Below are 18,504 nucleotides of genomic sequence, written 5' to 3' on the forward strand. Positions count from 1 at the left end.
GTTTTTTAAAAAAAAAAGTACCTAAAATTTACAAAAATAAAATCTTTAAAATAAATTTTCTTAATATTAAATATTATCTAATAATATATTATATAATTTTGATATTTTTATTAAAATTATAATAAAATAAAAAATATTTATATATTTATATTAATATACATATAATTATATTACTTTTAAAATTTTTATTAAACTGTAAATTATAAAAATTGCACTGTAAGTTATAAAAAAGAGCTTAAACTGAATTTTTAATATGATATACATCATCTCTGATTTTTATTCTATTTTTATTCTAATAAAATACAATGACTATATAACTTTTCATTTCTTATAAAAAATCATAATTTTATTATAAAAAACATAAAAAATATACATATATCAAAAGATATTAATATGTATTAAATATTTTAATATTACTAAAATAAAATTTATCTATAAAATATATTTAAAAATAAATATAAATACTATTTTAGCAAGAGATATTTAGAAAAAAAATAAACAACGAATACTAGAATCATATAATTTAAAATTAAAAAAACATAATATGAATACTAAATGCTTAAAAGAGAAAGACATTATTAAACACAATCTTCTTAATTATAGCAGTGTTATTATTAAAATATCTCTTTAATTATATATTAAACATGTTATTTCGAGTTTATCTATTATTAAGCATAATGATATTTTTATTCAGGATAAACGTAACTACGCTCTAGTAAATGTTTGTCATATTTGTACTATTTGATGTAATATATATTATATAAACATATAAATATTTAACGCTATATAATACATTTAATACTATATGATATATGGTACATATTAACTCTTATTATACAGTATCATCAGTAAAAACAGTTTGATTTGGTGTCCCCAAGGGGATTCGAACCCCTGTTACTGCCGTGAAAGGGCAGTGTCCTAGACCTCTAGACGATGGGGACCAAGATAATACTTGAATCAATAAGACTATTTTTATCTAAAAAATATTCCTAAAAAAATTCTTTAAGAGACATCCATTATTAGTATCTTTGATTTTACAATAATCTGAAATTAATAATACAAGTAATTTAAATTTTATATAAAATTTAATAAAAAATTATTACTCTATATGCTTCTTATTTTTATTTCTTTATTGCAATATATTCTGTATCTAATATCAATTGTGTAACAAAACTACAATTAGTTCTAGTATTTAAAAAATATTTTGAATCAATATAGCATCTCCCTATACATTTAATAAATAATCTTTACATCATTTATTTATAATACAATATACTCACTCTTCTAATATTTTAATATTTATAAATTTTATGAGACTTTATTCTTTAATCTTGAAAACATTTTCATAATTTTTATCAATCAAAACTATAAGTCATATATAAAAATTATTATATACAATCACTATTTTCAAGTTTAAACAGTAATATTGAAATGAAATATTAAAAATAATCTATTGCTCTCTATTAATAATCAATTTTTCATTTTATTATAATACCATATAAAAATTATACTGAATAGCTATTTTGGATTATACCTTAAAGATACTTTCTATTACTAATTATCACTAAGTCATAGTAAACCAAAAAATAAAAAAAATAAATAATAAAATTATTATCTTTCAGATGACATCTTAGTTAACTTAATACTAAACACCTAATCAATACTATTGCTATATTTAACACTACATTTAATCTATCATGCACCTCGTAATTATCTCGCAGCTTATATACAGCATGTACTTTATATGAATTTTCTACTACACTTTAAGATCCCGTTAACTATCATAGTAACTTTACTCTTATAGAACAAAAACTAAATAACAAAGCTTTGTATGCTTTGATCATTCTTTTCTATATTTTATAATTTTAACTCCTGAAGCGTTAAAAAACCATAATATTTGAGAGCAGGCACTAACTGAAGGGCTTTCTGGTTCACATCCATACATAACGCTATATTATGAGTCTTTGGACCTATTGCATGTAATGTATTACCCAGCAAACATTCTATACGGCGTGCTATAGCTTCACCTGAATCAATTAACTTTGTCCCCTTAGGTAGTGCATTTTTTAGTTCTTCACGAATTAAAGGAAAATGAGTACATCCCAAGACTACTGTATCAGGAGGCGCGGACATAGTTAACCATGGTCGCAATATGCGTTTAATAGTTTTACTAGGTACTATATTGCCACGCAGTTTACTTTCAGTTAACTCTACTAATTCCTTAGAACCTAACATAGTAATTGAGCATGCTCCAGCAAAACGAGAAAGGAGCTCATTCGTATAAGAACGCCTCACTGTTCCACGCGTTGCTAAAATACCTAATACACCATTACGCGTTAATTTAGCCGCCGGCTTAATTGCTGGAACTACTCCAACTATAGGAAACACAAAACGAGACCGAAGCGCTGGTAAACTAACAATACTAGCAGAATTACAAGCAATCACTACTAAAGATAGCTGATAAAAACGACTTACCGCCGTAATAATAGATACTACGCGCTGAATAGTTTTTTTTTCTGATTGTTCACCATAAGGGAAAACAACATTATCAAACACATAAAGATAATGTAAATTTGGTAAGATTTTATAAATCTCGTGATAAATAGATAATCCACCTACACCAGAGTCAAATATCACAACTTTAGAAGAAACAACAGAAGGACTAGAGATTAATGACGTCATAGTAGTATGTGATACATACTCCATCATACAATACTCCATAAGATGTTAGCTATTATTTTACATTACCACAACTATTTGGGTCATTATTTCTCTTTAAGCATTTTATGCTTATATCATTAAAATAATATATTTATTGATATATATCATTATGATTAATAAAATTTTTTTAAAATACGTATACAATATTTAAGAATATACTATATATGTGCTTCTCTAATACAAAAGTCAATCATATAAAAACATACCAATACTACTAATAGTATCCTAATTCAAAAAGACTCAAACAACACTACTTCTAACATTGACGATAATTTTTTAGTATATATATCAGGTTATCACTTAAAAAACGTTATACGAAAAAATCTCCCCTTTATGGAATTCATAAATCATAACTATAATATTTTATAAATAACTAGTTCTCTAACAACATAAAAATAATACATATTATACGTATAAATAAAAATTATCTATGTCAACTAGACTACTCTATATAAATAAAACTATCCTTATATGATAAATATATACACATCAATATTATTGATGCATCTAATTAAAAATTTTTCTTAAAATCAATGCAATATTAATAAATGAATAAAAATAATAAAATAAAACTAATTTAATATAAAAATAATAAATAAATTCTAACATGAACGCTGAAAATATAATATATAAAACTTTTCAAGGTTCAGTCTATTGAATTTTAATAAACAATTTAAAATAAAATACAAACAAAAATCAACATGCTCTGATGTAGCGTTACATAATAATAAAATATATTATTTTTATTATTGTTTTTGTTTACTCTTTTGTAATAGATACTTCTTATTTCCCATAAACCCTGTCACATCACTATAAAATAAATAAATAATATTACAAATATCATGGTGCATCCAGGAGGATTCGAACCTCCGACCGCTCGGTTCGTAGCCGAGTACTCTATCCAACTGAGCTATGGATGCGTCGTGGCGGTGAGACGGGGATTCGAACCCCGGATACAGATTTTTTCCGTATACTCCCTTAGCAGGGGAGCGCCTTCAACCTCTCGGCCATCTCACCAATAAAAAATAACCTCAATTTATTCTCAAGAATTTGTACGGAAAATATTCTCTATTAAGATCTTGCAATTATTTTTTATATTTTACTATTTACCTATTGAAAGTCAAATTATTTCTCTTTCAAAAAGAGTTTATATATGGTCTATTATTTTTCACTATAGGAATAATGACAACACTATTAAACAATATAACATTTAAAATATACTATACTTTATTCATTTTACCTTTTAAAAAACTCTATATAAATAATTTTATTATAAGAAAATAGTTATCAAAGTAAATTGCTATTAAACTTATTCATGCACATACCAAGATTAATTGATCAACTGAAAATATGAATTTTCTAAAAAATAATTTGTTATTTGATTTTTGTAATTTTTTCTATACGATTATAGTTTGCTTTTATAATTTTTTGTCCTACTATATATATCTGAAACTATAGGATTATCTCCACGCAATGGTAAATTAGCAGTTTCCTGCATCTTAATACCTGTTAACACACCAATACCTCCTGCAATCATTAAATAATAAGCTGGGATATACAGGTTTTTAGTCTCCTCTACTAACCATTCAGTTATTGTTGGGGTTAAACTAGCAATAAGAATAGAAATATTAAACGCAGTAGCCAAGATACTACATCGGATATGTGCTGGAAACATCGCTGGTAAACTCGATGCCATCACACCGGTAAAGCTATTAAGAATAAACGCTAATATAAACAAACCTAAAAATATAAGTCCTGTTACATGAGCATTAATTAATAAAAAACATGGGATAGAAAAAAACAACAAAGCAAAACTACCTGTAATTACCAATGGGCGACAACCGAACTTATCACTAATAAAACCTATAATAGGTTGCAAAAAAAGCATACCTATCATAATAGGTATTATAACCATAACCCCATTATCCTCTGAAAAATGTAAATTCTTCGATAAATAGGTAGGCATATACACCAGCAACATATAATATGTAACATTAGTTGTCATAACTAGACCCATGCAAACAAGTAAACTTCTCCGGTACCGAGTGATTAGTTTTATATATGAACCTCTCTTTTCTGAAAGGACAGCGCCATTATCACTAATTATCAATTTCTTAAGGTTCCCTTGAAATACAGGGCTTTCCTCTAACATATAACGTAAATATAACCCAATAGAGCCAAGTGGTAGTGCCATAAAAAATAAAATACGCCACCCCCAGCTTAAAAAACACTCCGCATCAGTAAAAAAAGAAACAATCAAAACTAGGATAGCTCCCAGTAAAAAACCAGCAATTGAACCAAAATCTAACCAACTTCCCATTAATCCACGTTTAGAATCTGGTGCATGTTCGGCTATAAAAATAGCAGAACCGATATATTCCCCCCCTACCGAAAATCCCTGTATTATTTTACAGATCAAAAGTAACACTGGGGACCAGATTCCTATAGCGATATAGGAGGGGATACAACTGATACAAGAAGTACTTATTGACATCATCATAATAGTAATAGAAAGTATTTTTTTTCGACCATACTTATCCCCTAAAACCCCAAAAAAAACACCTCCTAATGGTCGAATTAAAAAAGGTAAAGAAAATATTGCCAGAACAGCAATCCTTTGCATTCTGAGATCAATTCCTGAAAAAAAAACTTGTCCTAATTCACAGGCCATAAACCCGTATATACTAAAATCAAACCATTCTATCGTATTTCCTAATACAGTTGCTACAATAACCTTTCGTAATCTAACCTCATCAATAATTGTCACATCCTGCAATCCAAAAAGCCTTGCGTGTGTTTTTTTTAATGGCATATACAGTATCCTAATGCAATCTATTGACTCATTACAATCTAAGCTAGATTATCTTATTTTCTGTAATCCATAATAATCTTTTATCTTTAATTAAATTTTCTAAATAATAATTAATATCTTACTATATATAGATCATTGCATAATTTTGCTGAATACGTAACAAAAGAAATCGCTCTTTAAGCGTATATCTATACTCTCTAATAATAGTAACTAAATCGGCCCAGATAATAATAGAAGTTAGATATCAACTATTATTTTTGTGAACACTAATAAGCGTAAAATAAGCTTGATAGTATGAACTTAACAAAACCCAATCGCTTTATTCTTGAATGCACAAAAAAATAGTCATTACCTAAATTATATGTCTATAAAATGACTTTATATATAAAAATTAATTATACTAAGCAAAACTTTTGAATAACCTAATCTGTAGTCTACTATGTATCTTAACAAAAAGAGTTCTTTCTAAAATATCCTATAAAATTATACCCCACTTACGTTCATTCAAAAAACACATGCTTACGTCATCCCCTAGTATACAATCTTATTTAATTTTATAATAAAAATCTGCATTAAAATATTCATAAATCAATAACACTTTAAAATAATCATTGATATGAATATATTCTTAGAACTTATGTTATTTATTTATCTGTTATATCTAATAAGCAACTATTATCTAAATCCCAAAAATAAGCATCATACCGATAAGTCAATTTAACCTTAATTATATAATCCCTCAAGAAATCTCTCAGCATCAAGAAAGGCTCTCTCTCTAAATAATCAGTTACAAAACATATACTAAACACTATAAAACTATTTAAGAAGACCATATTATTTTTGCACGAAGCTATCGTTTGTTGTATAAACTTTAGATATACTCTTTCTCTTTAATATTATTAAAAATAATATCTCAATAAGACTACTTAAAAAAATAAAAATCATTAAACTACCAAAGAGCTAAGGTTAACAAATAACAAATTTTTTCAGATCTCTCTATAATAACACTGTCATATATGATATATATAAATTTTATATAATAATGTTAATAACATGAATAATTCTCATATAATAGCTTTATGCATACTGTCTAGCTCATTAACATGATTAATAATAGAAAGGTAGCATAAAAAAGCTAATAAAACAGTAATCCATTCTATTACTAGATAAACCTATATTTATGACCCTTAATCATGGAGTAGAACTCCATATGGTAAGTACTCATTACTTTCATAAAATATATTAAACTGTTATACTATAATATTAATGTTATACTAAGTATTTAATAAATTTGGATTGTCAATCAACATATCGAGCATTTTAAATAATCTAAAATACCTAAATAATTCTTATATTGTATATTCTTTTTATTATATTAATAATATTCATCGTAAATTAATAAGAAATAATCTTATCTATGTTTAATTCTTTTCATCAGAGATGATCTCATCATTAATTATAATTACATGTTGTATCGTATGATGTACATATTTCAATTAACTACATAGTTAAGCATTATTATTTATCAATTTATCATAAACTCAGATAAGGTGTTCTAATGAAAAAAAATATTCACCCAAGCTATGCTCATATTACCGCTAAATGTTCTTGTGGTAATAAGATCCAAACTCGTTCTACTATCTGTCAAAATATGCTTCTAGACGTATGTAATCGATGTCATCCATTTTATACCGGTAAACAACGTGATGTGGCTAGCGGCGGACGCGTAGATCGCTTTAATAAGCGCTTCGGAATACCAAATAAAAATAAGTAACTTAATATAGCAATATATCTATATTAAAAAAGAACATACAAGATACTTAACACCTACTGCTTAATATTATTACATTATATCATTACATTTTTTATACTTAACTTAAAATTAACAAAAACATAAAAATCTATATTATATATTAGTAAATTCGCACTATTTAGTAGTATTAGTGCGATGCTGTTCTATCTAAGTTCTGATGGTTTTTTCTCGATATAATATACAATATATAATAATACGTTTTAAAAATTAAAATACTAAAAATCTACCGATAAGCACGTTAAAAATCTAAAATCTATCGCATCTAAAATAACATTATCTATAATAAGTTTTTCTTTTAGATTTAATTCATTTTTATCTACATTGATTAAAACATATCTACATAAAAACGCATCATTAGTTAATCTCCTCTAATTATAATATGGATTACAATTAATATGTATATTCTTGAATTTATAGGATAACAATACTGAGCATGTTACTATACAAATAATCTATTAACTCAGATAAAACTGTTTTCTTCATAGAAGAATCAAATAACTATTCTATTTTTTAAATTATTGCTTTCATCATGCTTATCACTGGATTTCCTCATATATTTTATCATGCTCTCATAACAATAAAATTATTTATCTATACTAATCCAGAACTATTCAGTTGCATTAGTAAGTATATTTTATAATAAAATTATATTAATATTCTTAATATAAGTCGATCTCTTCTTGCCTGTACACAAGGAAAATAAGGTGAACAATATAATAAAATATTGTATGATTTTTTTCTTTATACTGAGTATGCTAGCAAGTTTTTTTGCAATAATATTTTATTACCTGAATACAAAAACGAATAAACAATCTAAAAAACAAATTATTATACAAGCAGAGCAATTAGCTCAAAATAAAATTCAAGGATTACAAAAACAATTAGAAAGTTTATATTCTATCAATCAAGAACATGAAAAAACAAATCAAAAATTGAATACCGCTATAAGTATTGCTGAAGAACAACTACAAGACCGAGATTCTTGGCGTAGGAAAACTGAGCAATTAATACACGACAACCAAATACAAAGAAATATTAACAATACTCAAAAAATCGAATTACGTGAAATGACAATCCGCCTAGAAGAGGCAAGAATGTCTGCTATAAAACAACAACAGCTAGTAATTAATAATGAGGAGTATCTTAATACTAAATTTGAAAATCTAGCCAGCCGAATATTCGAAAATAGCGGACGTCGTATTGATGAAAACAATCGCCAAAGCCTACAAAGTTTAACAGCCCCCCTGCGTGAACAGCTTGAAAGATTTCATCATCAAGTTCAAGAAAGCTTAGAAAAAGAGGCCCGCGAGCGCTACACTCTTTCGCATGAGATCCGTAATCTGCAACAACTTAATGAGAAAATGGCTCAAGAAACCTCCAAGCTAACGCAAACATTAAAAGGTGATAATAAAACTCAAGGGAACTGGGGAGAAATAGTTCTCAATCGTGTTTTAGAAACTGCCGGTTTAAGAGAGGGGCATGAGTATCACACGCAAATACATGTTCCACTAGAAAATAATGGGTATATGCAACCAGATGTTATAATACGATTACCGCAAGGTAAGGATGTAATTATTGACTCAAAAATGACATTAGTAGCATATGAACGTTACTTTAATGCTGTTAATGATATACAGAGAGAAGCTGCTCTTAAAGAACATATTTCTGCTATTCGCGGACATTTGCGAGAATTAAATAAAAAAGATTACCACAAATTACCTAGCTTACGATCTTTAGATTACATTTTAATGTTTATTCCAATAGAACCAGCCTTTCTTCTTGCGCTAGATAAACAACCGGAACTGATTAATGAAGCTTTTAAGAAAAATATTATGTTGGTCAGCCCCACTACTCTGCTGGTGGCATTGCGTACTATTAATAATCTCTGGCATTTTGAAAATCAAACTCGTTATGCACAGCGCATCGCTTATCGCGCTACTCAATTATATGATAAAATGCGATTATTTATAGACGATATGACTCATATTGGGCTGAGCCTTAATAAAGCTGAACACAGCTATCAGCAAGCCATGAAGAAGCTATCAGAAGGACGGGGTAATTTAATAGCTCAAGCTGAAAGTTTTCGTAAAATGGGCATACAAATAACACGACCAATCAATCCGGAGCTAGCAAAAAAAGCTATACCCGAAGATTCTTAAGCAAGCAAGATTTTCAAGAACTGCTAGAACTGTAATTATAATTAATCGTTTATTCATGCATAACATAAATAATTGTTCTAATGCCTCCTTTTATATTGCATTTATCCTTATTAATATTAATTCATCACTAAAATATATTTTATATCTCAAGGATCTGATAAATAATATATTATTATGCAATAATATAATTATTATTATGCAATAATATAATTATATAAATGTTACTTTTTACAATAAAACATAAAAAATCTACAATAATTTTACCTAGATTAGTTACCTCAAGACACCTATTATAGATATATTACACTTTTAGAAACATTCCAGTCCAAAAGTTTTTCAGCAACAACTATAAAGAATTTTCTATAGAGTTCGCATGTCTTATAGACATACCTACTTATTCTTAGAATATTGCATTACATACATATTATATTCAATGATATTACTTCTAGTATTTTATCAAAATTCTTTCAGAAATATTAAACAAAATACTATATATTTTAACAGACTCATCTAGCTATCTAAATTTACCCTTTATACTGTTCTATAGTGAAAACAAATCTTAATGTTAATTTACGGAAATTATTTAATAATATAAAAAAATCACACTTATTGTATCTATCTCTATGATGTAATCTTTTATACTTCTCTAACATGGACAACATTATATAATATTAGATTATATTAAAAACAATAAATATATGAACTAATGCTAAGTATAGCATGCTGATAAAACATATTACTCAATAACTAGTAAATAATAGATTACTATCTATAGCACAACATATAGAAATATATTTCTATACACAAACATGCATCCTAGTAAAATATCCATCTAGTCATTCTAGTAATTGCATGTAGATATATTCTAAAATTACAAAAAACAATTAGGATACATAAAAACTCTTGTCATTATTCCAAGAAATCTATACGCATTATTTAACTCTATCACGAGCAACAAAAAAATATACAGTTTTAGATTCAACTACATCGTCACCATCTTTAGCACATTAAAAAAACATTATTCTGATATATCTAATGTGATCTATTCTAATTTAATATCTTATGTAAGAATCATTTCTTAACTGAAATAATTCCCCCTATTTTTCAATAAAGATACGTAGACTATTCTCACACCAAGCTCAAAAATTTAATTAATCGCATTAAAAATATAAATGCTATATTGCTAATACTATAAAAACTGTAATACTGGATAAAAATAGATATAATTAATATTAAAGTGATATGATGTAGAGAATGACGAAATATCCCTAAACATAAACTAGACAATTTTAGGCAATATATTCTATGATAAATATTGTATGCTTAAAAAAATTTTGAGCTCTAGAGGTAAATAACCAGAATAATATCACTTAATCTTCTAGAACGCTCATTACTAAACCTAATGTATAATTACTGCAATTACATGATATATTTTAATTAAATATTAGACAAACATAGATATAGTCAATTGATTACGTTTTCTGATTTATCTTTAGACATATAAAAGATTAAATAATTAAAGAAGGCTGAACACATGCTGAATAAATCAAAAAATACTACCCATTTTGGATATCAAACAGTTGATAAAGAAGAAAAAACTAATCTAGTTGGTAATGTTTTTCATTCTGTAGCATCCAAATATGATCTCATGAACGATATAATGTCATTAGGTATTCATAGAATTTGGAAGCGTTTGACTATTCAGTACAGCGGTGTCAAGCCTGGGCATTATGTATTAGACTTAGCAGGTGGTACTGGTGACCTGACAGCACATTTTTCAAATTTAGTAGGAAAGAATGGGTTAGTTATTTTAGCTGATATTAATAATTCAATGTTAGAAGAAGGCCGAAAAAAATTGCGGAACAAAGGAATTCTTAGAAACGTACGATATATACAAGCAAATGCAGAAAATTTACCATTTCCAGATAAAGCATTCGATTGTATAACTATTGCGTTTGGCTTACGTAATGTCACTGCAAGTAATCAAGCGCTTACTTCTATGTTTCGGGTTCTCAAAATAGGTGGACGTCTCATAATTTTAGAGTTCTCTAAACTAGAATCTGCCTTATTAAATAAAATTTATAACATTTACTCTTTTCAGGTCCTACCGTTCCTCGGAAAGCTCATAGCACAAGATTCACACAGTTATCGTTACTTGGCAGAATCCATTCATGTTCACCCTGATCAAGAAACTCTAAAAAGAATCATGATAGATGTTGGATTTCGTGAAACTAGCTATAAAAATCTTACAGGTGGTATTGTTGCATTACACCGAGGGTTTAAGTTTTAAAAAGATAAGGATAGATATGAGCTTTCTTACAATTATGACGATAATATTAGAAAAGATCATTAATTCCATTATTTATCGCGAACAGGCCCTTGAATCTACACAGAGACATCTTTGTGGTCATAGCTTATCACTGATAGTAAAAGAGATAAATTTATCAATGGTATTCATTTTTAGTAAAAATAAAGTAAAAATCTTTAATCGCTACAAGGGTACCGCAGACTGTACGCTGACTACTACCTTACCTACATTACTAAATCTATATAATTATCAAGAATTCATTACGCTACTGCATAGCGAAAAATTAGAAGTAACAGGTGATCTGCGGATTATAGAAATATTCTTAGAAACGCTAGCATTAGATAATATAGAGTTTGATCTAGGAGAGTATCTCTCCCCATGGACTGGAGATATCATTGCAGAGAGTGTTAGTCGACTTTTGTGTAATCATTATACGCTAATGCATTATGCGATAAAACGCAAACAAGAATGTTTATCACAGGCTATCATTGAAGAGTGGCGCTTATCACCAGGATCTATTGAAATATCCTGGTTGATTACAGAAATAGAAGAATATCGAAATACTTTAGATATATTCGACAATCGTATTCGCCTTTTGGAGATATCATGACCTTTGGTGAATTATGTCGCCTGTATCATATTATCCATATTTTTCTTAGTTATAATCTGAATGATCTCATTCCACAAACGCATTTATCAAAACCCATGAAACTATTTTGTAAATGCACATTTTGGATACCAAAAAAAAATACAAGAGAATCTTTAGGTCTTCGTTTACGTTCTGCTTTAGAAAGATTAGGCCCTGTATGGATAAAATTTGGTCAGATGCTATCTACCCGTCGTGATATCCTTCCAATACAAATTATTGATCAATTAGCAATGCTTCAGAATAATGTGACTCCCTTCGATGGGAAAGAAGCATTAAAATTAATTGAATCCTCATTAAATATGCTTATTTCAGATAAATTTGATAACTTTAATATCGTTCCATTAGCTACAGCATCAATTGCGCAAGTACATACTGCGATATTAAAAGAAAATGGACAGAAAGTAATTATCAAAGTTATTCGGCCGAATATATCATCAGTAATAAAAGCAGATTTACAATTGCTATATCGATTAGCTAAATGGTTACTATATTTTTTTCCTGACGCTAAACGCCTAAAACCTTTAGAAATCGTTTCAAACTACGAAAGTACATTACTCAACGAACTTAATCTATTACATGAAGCAGCCAATACGATTCAAATACGTCGTAATTTTGAGACCAGTCCCATATTATATGTACCAAAAATTTATCCACTGTATTGTAGTGAAAATGTTTTAGTAATGGAGCGTATTTATGGAATTCCTGTTTCTAACATTAGACTGTTAAAACGACATGGTGTTAATTTGCCGCTCTTAGCTGAAAGGGGTGTCACAATCTTCTTGAATCAAGTTTTTCGGGATAGTTTTTTTCATGCCGATATGCACCCTGGTAATATCTTTATTAGCTATGAACATCCCGAGAACCCGCAATATATAGGAATCGACTACGGGATCGTTAGTACGTTAAACAAATCAGATAAATACTATTTAGCAGAAAATTTTATTGCATTTTTTAATAGAGACTATCATAAAGTTGCAGAATTACATATAGATTCAGGATGGGTGCCACCTAATACTAACTTAATAGATTTTGAGTTCGCAATTCGTCGTGTCTGTGAACCTATTTTTCAAAAACCTTTGATAGATATTTCTTTTGGAAATATCTTAGTTCAACTTTTTCATACAGCTCGATGCTTTAATATGGAAATACAACCACAGTTAATATTGCTTCAGAAAACATTACTTTATGTCGAGGGGCTAGGTCGACAAATCGATCCGCATCTAGATCTCTGGAAAACAGCTAAACCTTTTCTTGAAGACTGGATTCAAAGTCAAATTGGTCTTTCTTCCGTTTTTCATGAATTAAAAAAATATACACCAATATGGGCTATACGTTTATCTGAATTACCAGATCTATTATATGAAACTCTTCTACAAAATAAAAAAATACAACTACAATATCATAAAGATAATTTAACAAAAAATTTAACAATATCGTCTTTAAATAAATATCCCAGTCATTATTGGCTAACTTTTAATCAAACTATATTGCTAAGTGGAACGGCTGTTCTCGTTTTTCGTCCAGAATGGGATTTTTTTGCTATTATTCTCATCTCTGCTAGTTTTCTAAAATGGTTTATTAACTATTAAGCTCGAGAAACACCTAGTATATTATTACTAATAACAAAATAAAAAAATAAAAGAACAAAAACTATTACTATATTGCATGCGCTATTAAAATATTTTATGCTAATTTTAATTTACATTAAATTCTATTATTCTATGCACTTACTATTTTATAGATATAAAATAAATATTACATAGCATAATAAATATATCTATAAACAGAGTTTATATAATTTATTCCTAAATATAACCACTATTACAGTTATAAAATCTAACGACACCAGTTGAATTTAATAAAAATTATTTTACTTTATCATATGCGCACTATCTAATATATTTTTATATTTTTTATACATAATTTTTATTATATTTAATAGAAGCATTCTATGCTATACCTAAGTTAAATTATACTCATTAAGATTCATTATCTTTAAGATGAGATCTATATCCTGAGTATTTTATGTATTTTAGATAGATAAACAATATTATATTAAGCACTATGTTCTAATATAATTCTTATTACTAAATATTAATCTTAAAAGTGATCTCAATGATTAATATATAAAACAAGATCACATCGTATACATGAAATCAGTAATGAACACTTAAAATATCACTTATAATTGATCATACATATTATAATAAAAAACTCTATAGAGTACCTAATAATTAAGTTATTATTAGGATAATATATAAAAAATTAATGATCTATTATAAAATAGAAATTAAAAATTACATATTCTGATTATAATCTTATTGTACAGTGATCTAAATATTTCAGAATCATATGAAGTCATCTCAAGATCTAATCTCAAAAAAAATAATAACAATATAAATTACATAAATAGTTCTGATCCAAAATGCTGTTAATGATTTATTATAATCTGAAGCATAAATGCAAAATAAATGTATTAAATCCAGTCATTATAATGACAGTATCATTACGCATTATTGAATTAAAACTAATATCGTATTGTTATATTTATCTCTATCTATCTATAAGAAGAATGATAAAAACTGTTGTTGCAAAATAGATTTAAAAACAAAATTTTTCTCTCAAAAAAAACATAAAAGTCATTCTAGTGTACCGAAACTTTATAATCATATTACTATAATCTTATAATATGTTACTTTATAGTATTGTATTAATGTAGTATTGTATTAATGAAAAAAATAAATAATATTTTTATATTTTTATATTATACTTTTATATACTAAGAATCTCCCCAATTTTTAAAAAAAATATAAAACTTAAATACCTTGTTAATAATTACTAATAAGTCTATTAATCAATAACACCTCCATTACATTATGACACTCTTCATAAATAAAAATTAATTATGTTTAATCAAAACATATCGAAATACCCTAAGTATCTAATATACCTATTATGTTATATAATAAATATATATGCACACACAGTCCTTAAGAGATATATTTATTAATATTTTGCCATTGTTTTGTTATGCTATTCTACAAAAAGCATATTCTTATTAGAATAAAGCGCCTCTCTTATAATTAAAATATCGGTAATTTTTAAAAATTATGCGATCTTTTAAAACTCACTATAAAAACATACTAAAATGATTTAACATCTCTTCTTTTATCTAATTGAGATGACCTGAATTTTTTTTGGCATTTTATATATGATAGACACAATCTAATATAAAAATATATAAAAATTCAACACAAACTTGAGATCTCATTAATACTTATTGATGATAATATAAACTTCTATACAAAAAACTTTAATAGAATAATAAATCTCTAAACTTAAAAAATAATTAAACGCATCTAAAAAAAATGAAAAAAATTTATATTTTATGTGATGGTTTTTTATAATTTTATTATTACATTATATCAAATAAATCATATAAAAATAATTTATTCTATTCATAGAAGGACTAAATAAAAAAATATTTCATAAACTATTATTCATATCCAATTAAAGATAATATTATTATATCATCCAGAAATAAAATAATTTTCAATATAATTTTATTATATAATCACCCCTTATTATATTGGCACTGTAAACAACATCACACTCATACTAATACTCAATAAGATTTTTCTAAAACAGACAGATTGAGATAGTTAAAAAGAGGCGCATCCATTGCATTCTTAGTCCACGGAATTACTCCTAGTAAAGGAATATTTAAACGTTTTTCTAGTACTATCAGATAATCCTGAAGATAATAACTATTTTTGATAGGATGGTTAGCAATCCACCCAAGAAAGTTTAGCCCCGTTTGACGAATAACATTGGCTGTAAGTAATGCGTGATTAATGCAACCTAATTTTAGTCCAACAACTAAAATTACTGGAAGGTCTTCCATAATAACCCAGTCAGAATAGCTATATTTTTCCCCCAATGGTGTTAACCAGCCACCTGCTCCTTCCACTACAACCCAGTTGGCGATCGATCCTAATGCTAGTAACCCTGCTGACAGCATACTAAAATCAATTTTTTTACCTTCTTTTTGACTAGCTAAATGTGGCGCAGTTGGAGATCTAAATGGATATGGATTTACTTGATCATAATTAATATGTACATTACTATTATTCATTAGTGCTAATGCATCGCGATTACGAAGTCCATCAGATGTGAGCGTGCACCCTGACGCCACTGGTTTATATCCTGCAGCAAGATAACCGGCACGGATAGCAGCCTGCAATAAAGCACATGTTACTATAGTTTTACCAATGTTAGTATCGGTACCAGTAATAAAAAAATATTGAGTCATGATCAATGTACCCCGAAAAATAAAGCTTTGAACTATTTAAAATAATTATCTTACTTGTAACTAGTTCTATAATTAAGCCCCTTAATCGGTTTTTGAAAACTATCTTTAAAAGTTTTTATTACTAGGTAAATAAAAGTAATTTAGAGACTGTATGTATCTAGTATGAAGTATTAAATAATATTTAATAAATATATTTTATTAATTTTACTTCATAGTAAATGCAATTTAATTGAAAAAATCTCAAAAAATTCATCAATAATGTTTAAAACAAAAAGATTATGTAATATTAATAAATCTTTATAGAAAAATCAATAATATTTCATACGATGTTAGTTAATAATTCACAAAAATTAATATAATTTAAAATATACAATATATTAATATAATTTGAACTAGATTCATTATTTTTTTTAGATATTAACAATGCACCGCTTGATTATCTTTAGCTATATTCATATGTTATATGCTATACTTATTTAATATATTAAAATAATTAATAATTATATATGTCTATTATTATATCGATCTAAATTATCTTTTATCTAAAATTAGATAAACACTTTAATGACTTGATTATTATCAATCTCACTACTTTATCAAGCACTTTCTGATTGCCTAAGATTATATATATATTATTTTATCTTTCAAAATTTTAAGAGAACCGAAATTACTAATATCAATGTAACAAAACATTAATGATATTTAAAGGCATCACAATAAAACCTTATTCTCTTCAGGTCAGAGCTAAAATCAGATCTCTCTCTTAAATTTTACTTAATAACTAAAAATACCTACAAAACCATTTAATTTTAATTTTTATGATCACATGATTGTAAAAAATAAATCCTGAACCTCTAGTAAAAATATAACTTATTCTTGAATTGATTTTATAAATACAAAATTAATATCTATACCATAATGAATATAATTTTATACCACTATAAATATATTGTTTATATTTACATTACCCTATAATAGTTATTCATAACATGTAAAAACATCTCTATAAACAGATGACCTCTGTAAATCATTAAACAAAATATCACTACAATATAAATAAATTTCATTCACCAATCCTAGGTGAATGAGAATATATTAATAACAATCGTAATTTAATTAAAAAATCTAAAAACTATAATAATTATTTTTAGAAAAAACTACATAATAAATAACCTCTAAAAATAAAAAATACCATATATCTTATGCTCTCTCCAAATTTACTCATATAAATAATCAATCATGATTCAATCATGCGCGTCTCTAAAATAATACATATTATATATTTAATCAAAAAAAATAAAACTCATCATTCGTACCGTAAAGAATGATGATGAGCATAATAAATGAAAAACTACTTACATAATACCGAATATCTCTTTAAGAATAACGATAAATATCAATACTATTTGACATATGCCATCCGCTGAAAAAAATCAAAAAGTTATTAGTTTTTACTAAAAAACTATATAAAATATGATATGCCTAGTAAAATACTAATAATATAAAATAACATTAATATATTATAGAGAAGATTATTATATAATCATAACATGGATAGACTATGATATGTAATCATTACATTATGATAAAGTAACTAATGAAAAAATTATATTTTAAAACATTGTTTTTAGCTTAACATCACATGTAAGCACTAAAAATGAACCAGTAAATAATATTTTATGAAAATAATTTAATAACTTCTATATTCTATCTACAACCTCTCATTAATT

The 18,504-nt window shown here is 26.6% G+C and carries 7 protein-coding genes, 3 tRNA genes and 1 pseudogene; 5 read left to right on the plus strand and 6 right to left on the minus strand.

What is annotated here, in order from left to right; genetic code table 11:
- Positions 1–865 precede the first annotated feature (865 nt).
- The 5 genes and pseudogenes from ERCIPSPA2889_RS02890 to proP form a co-directional block, all read right to left on the minus strand.
- Positions 866–941 (minus strand) — tRNA-Glu (locus ERCIPSPA2889_RS02890).
- A 916-nt stretch (positions 942–1,857) separates the two neighbouring features.
- Entirely contained in the window at positions 1,858–2,709 is an 852-nt protein-coding gene (gene murI / locus ERCIPSPA2889_RS02895; protein WP_157989333.1) for a glutamate racemase, read from the minus strand.
- 855 nt (positions 2,710–3,564) lie between these two features.
- A tRNA-Arg gene (locus ERCIPSPA2889_RS02900) sits at positions 3,565–3,641 on the minus strand.
- 4 nt (positions 3,642–3,645) lie between these two features.
- Positions 3,646–3,738 (minus strand) — tRNA-Ser (locus ERCIPSPA2889_RS02905).
- A gap of 424 nt (positions 3,739–4,162) precedes the next feature.
- Positions 4,163–5,533, minus strand: a pseudogene (proP, locus tag ERCIPSPA2889_RS02910) (glycine betaine/L-proline transporter ProP); the annotation flags it as partial.
- A 1,558-nt stretch (positions 5,534–7,091) separates the two neighbouring features.
- Between proP and rpmE the strand changes: the two are divergent.
- The 5 genes from rpmE to ubiB all read left to right on the plus strand — a co-directional run bounded on the left by rpmE (position 7,092) and on the right by ubiB (position 14,051).
- Positions 7,092–7,307, plus strand: coding sequence for a 50S ribosomal protein L31 (gene rpmE, locus ERCIPSPA2889_RS02915; RefSeq protein ID WP_157989335.1), 216 nt, complete (start codon positions 7,092–7,094; stop codon positions 7,305–7,307).
- Between the two features lie 791 nt (positions 7,308–8,098).
- Positions 8,099–9,505: a DNA recombination protein RmuC gene (rmuC, locus tag ERCIPSPA2889_RS02920; protein WP_232037620.1), complete on the plus strand. Its 1,407-nt coding sequence runs from the start codon at positions 8,099–8,101 to the stop codon at positions 9,503–9,505.
- 1,534 nt (positions 9,506–11,039) lie between these two features.
- Positions 11,040–11,795 (plus strand): bifunctional demethylmenaquinone methyltransferase/2-methoxy-6-polyprenyl-1,4-benzoquinol methylase UbiE, encoded by a 756-nt coding sequence (gene ubiE / locus ERCIPSPA2889_RS02925; protein ID WP_157989336.1) that lies wholly within the window; start codon positions 11,040–11,042, stop codon positions 11,793–11,795.
- 16 nt (positions 11,796–11,811) lie between these two features.
- On the plus strand, positions 11,812–12,423 hold the full coding sequence (locus ERCIPSPA2889_RS02930; protein WP_157989337.1) for a ubiquinone biosynthesis accessory factor UbiJ: 612 nt from the start codon (positions 11,812–11,814) through the stop codon (positions 12,421–12,423).
- Positions 12,420–14,051, plus strand: a complete 1,632-nt coding sequence (ubiB, locus tag ERCIPSPA2889_RS02935) for a ubiquinone biosynthesis regulatory protein kinase UbiB (RefSeq protein WP_157989338.1) — start codon at positions 12,420–12,422, stop codon at positions 14,049–14,051. The genes ERCIPSPA2889_RS02930 and ubiB overlap by 4 nt, the downstream gene beginning before the upstream one ends.
- A gap of 2,036 nt (positions 14,052–16,087) precedes the next feature.
- On the opposite strand, the gene bioD is transcribed toward ubiB, so the two are convergent.
- Positions 16,088–16,774, minus strand: coding sequence for a dethiobiotin synthase (gene bioD / locus ERCIPSPA2889_RS02940; RefSeq protein WP_157989339.1), 687 nt, complete (start codon positions 16,772–16,774; stop codon positions 16,088–16,090).
- Positions 16,775–18,504: the final 1,730 nt, after the last annotated feature.

Source organism: Candidatus Erwinia haradaeae, from assembly GCF_900698985.1.
GTDB lineage: Bacteria > Pseudomonadota > Gammaproteobacteria > Enterobacterales > Enterobacteriaceae > Erwinia_E > Erwinia_E haradaeae_B.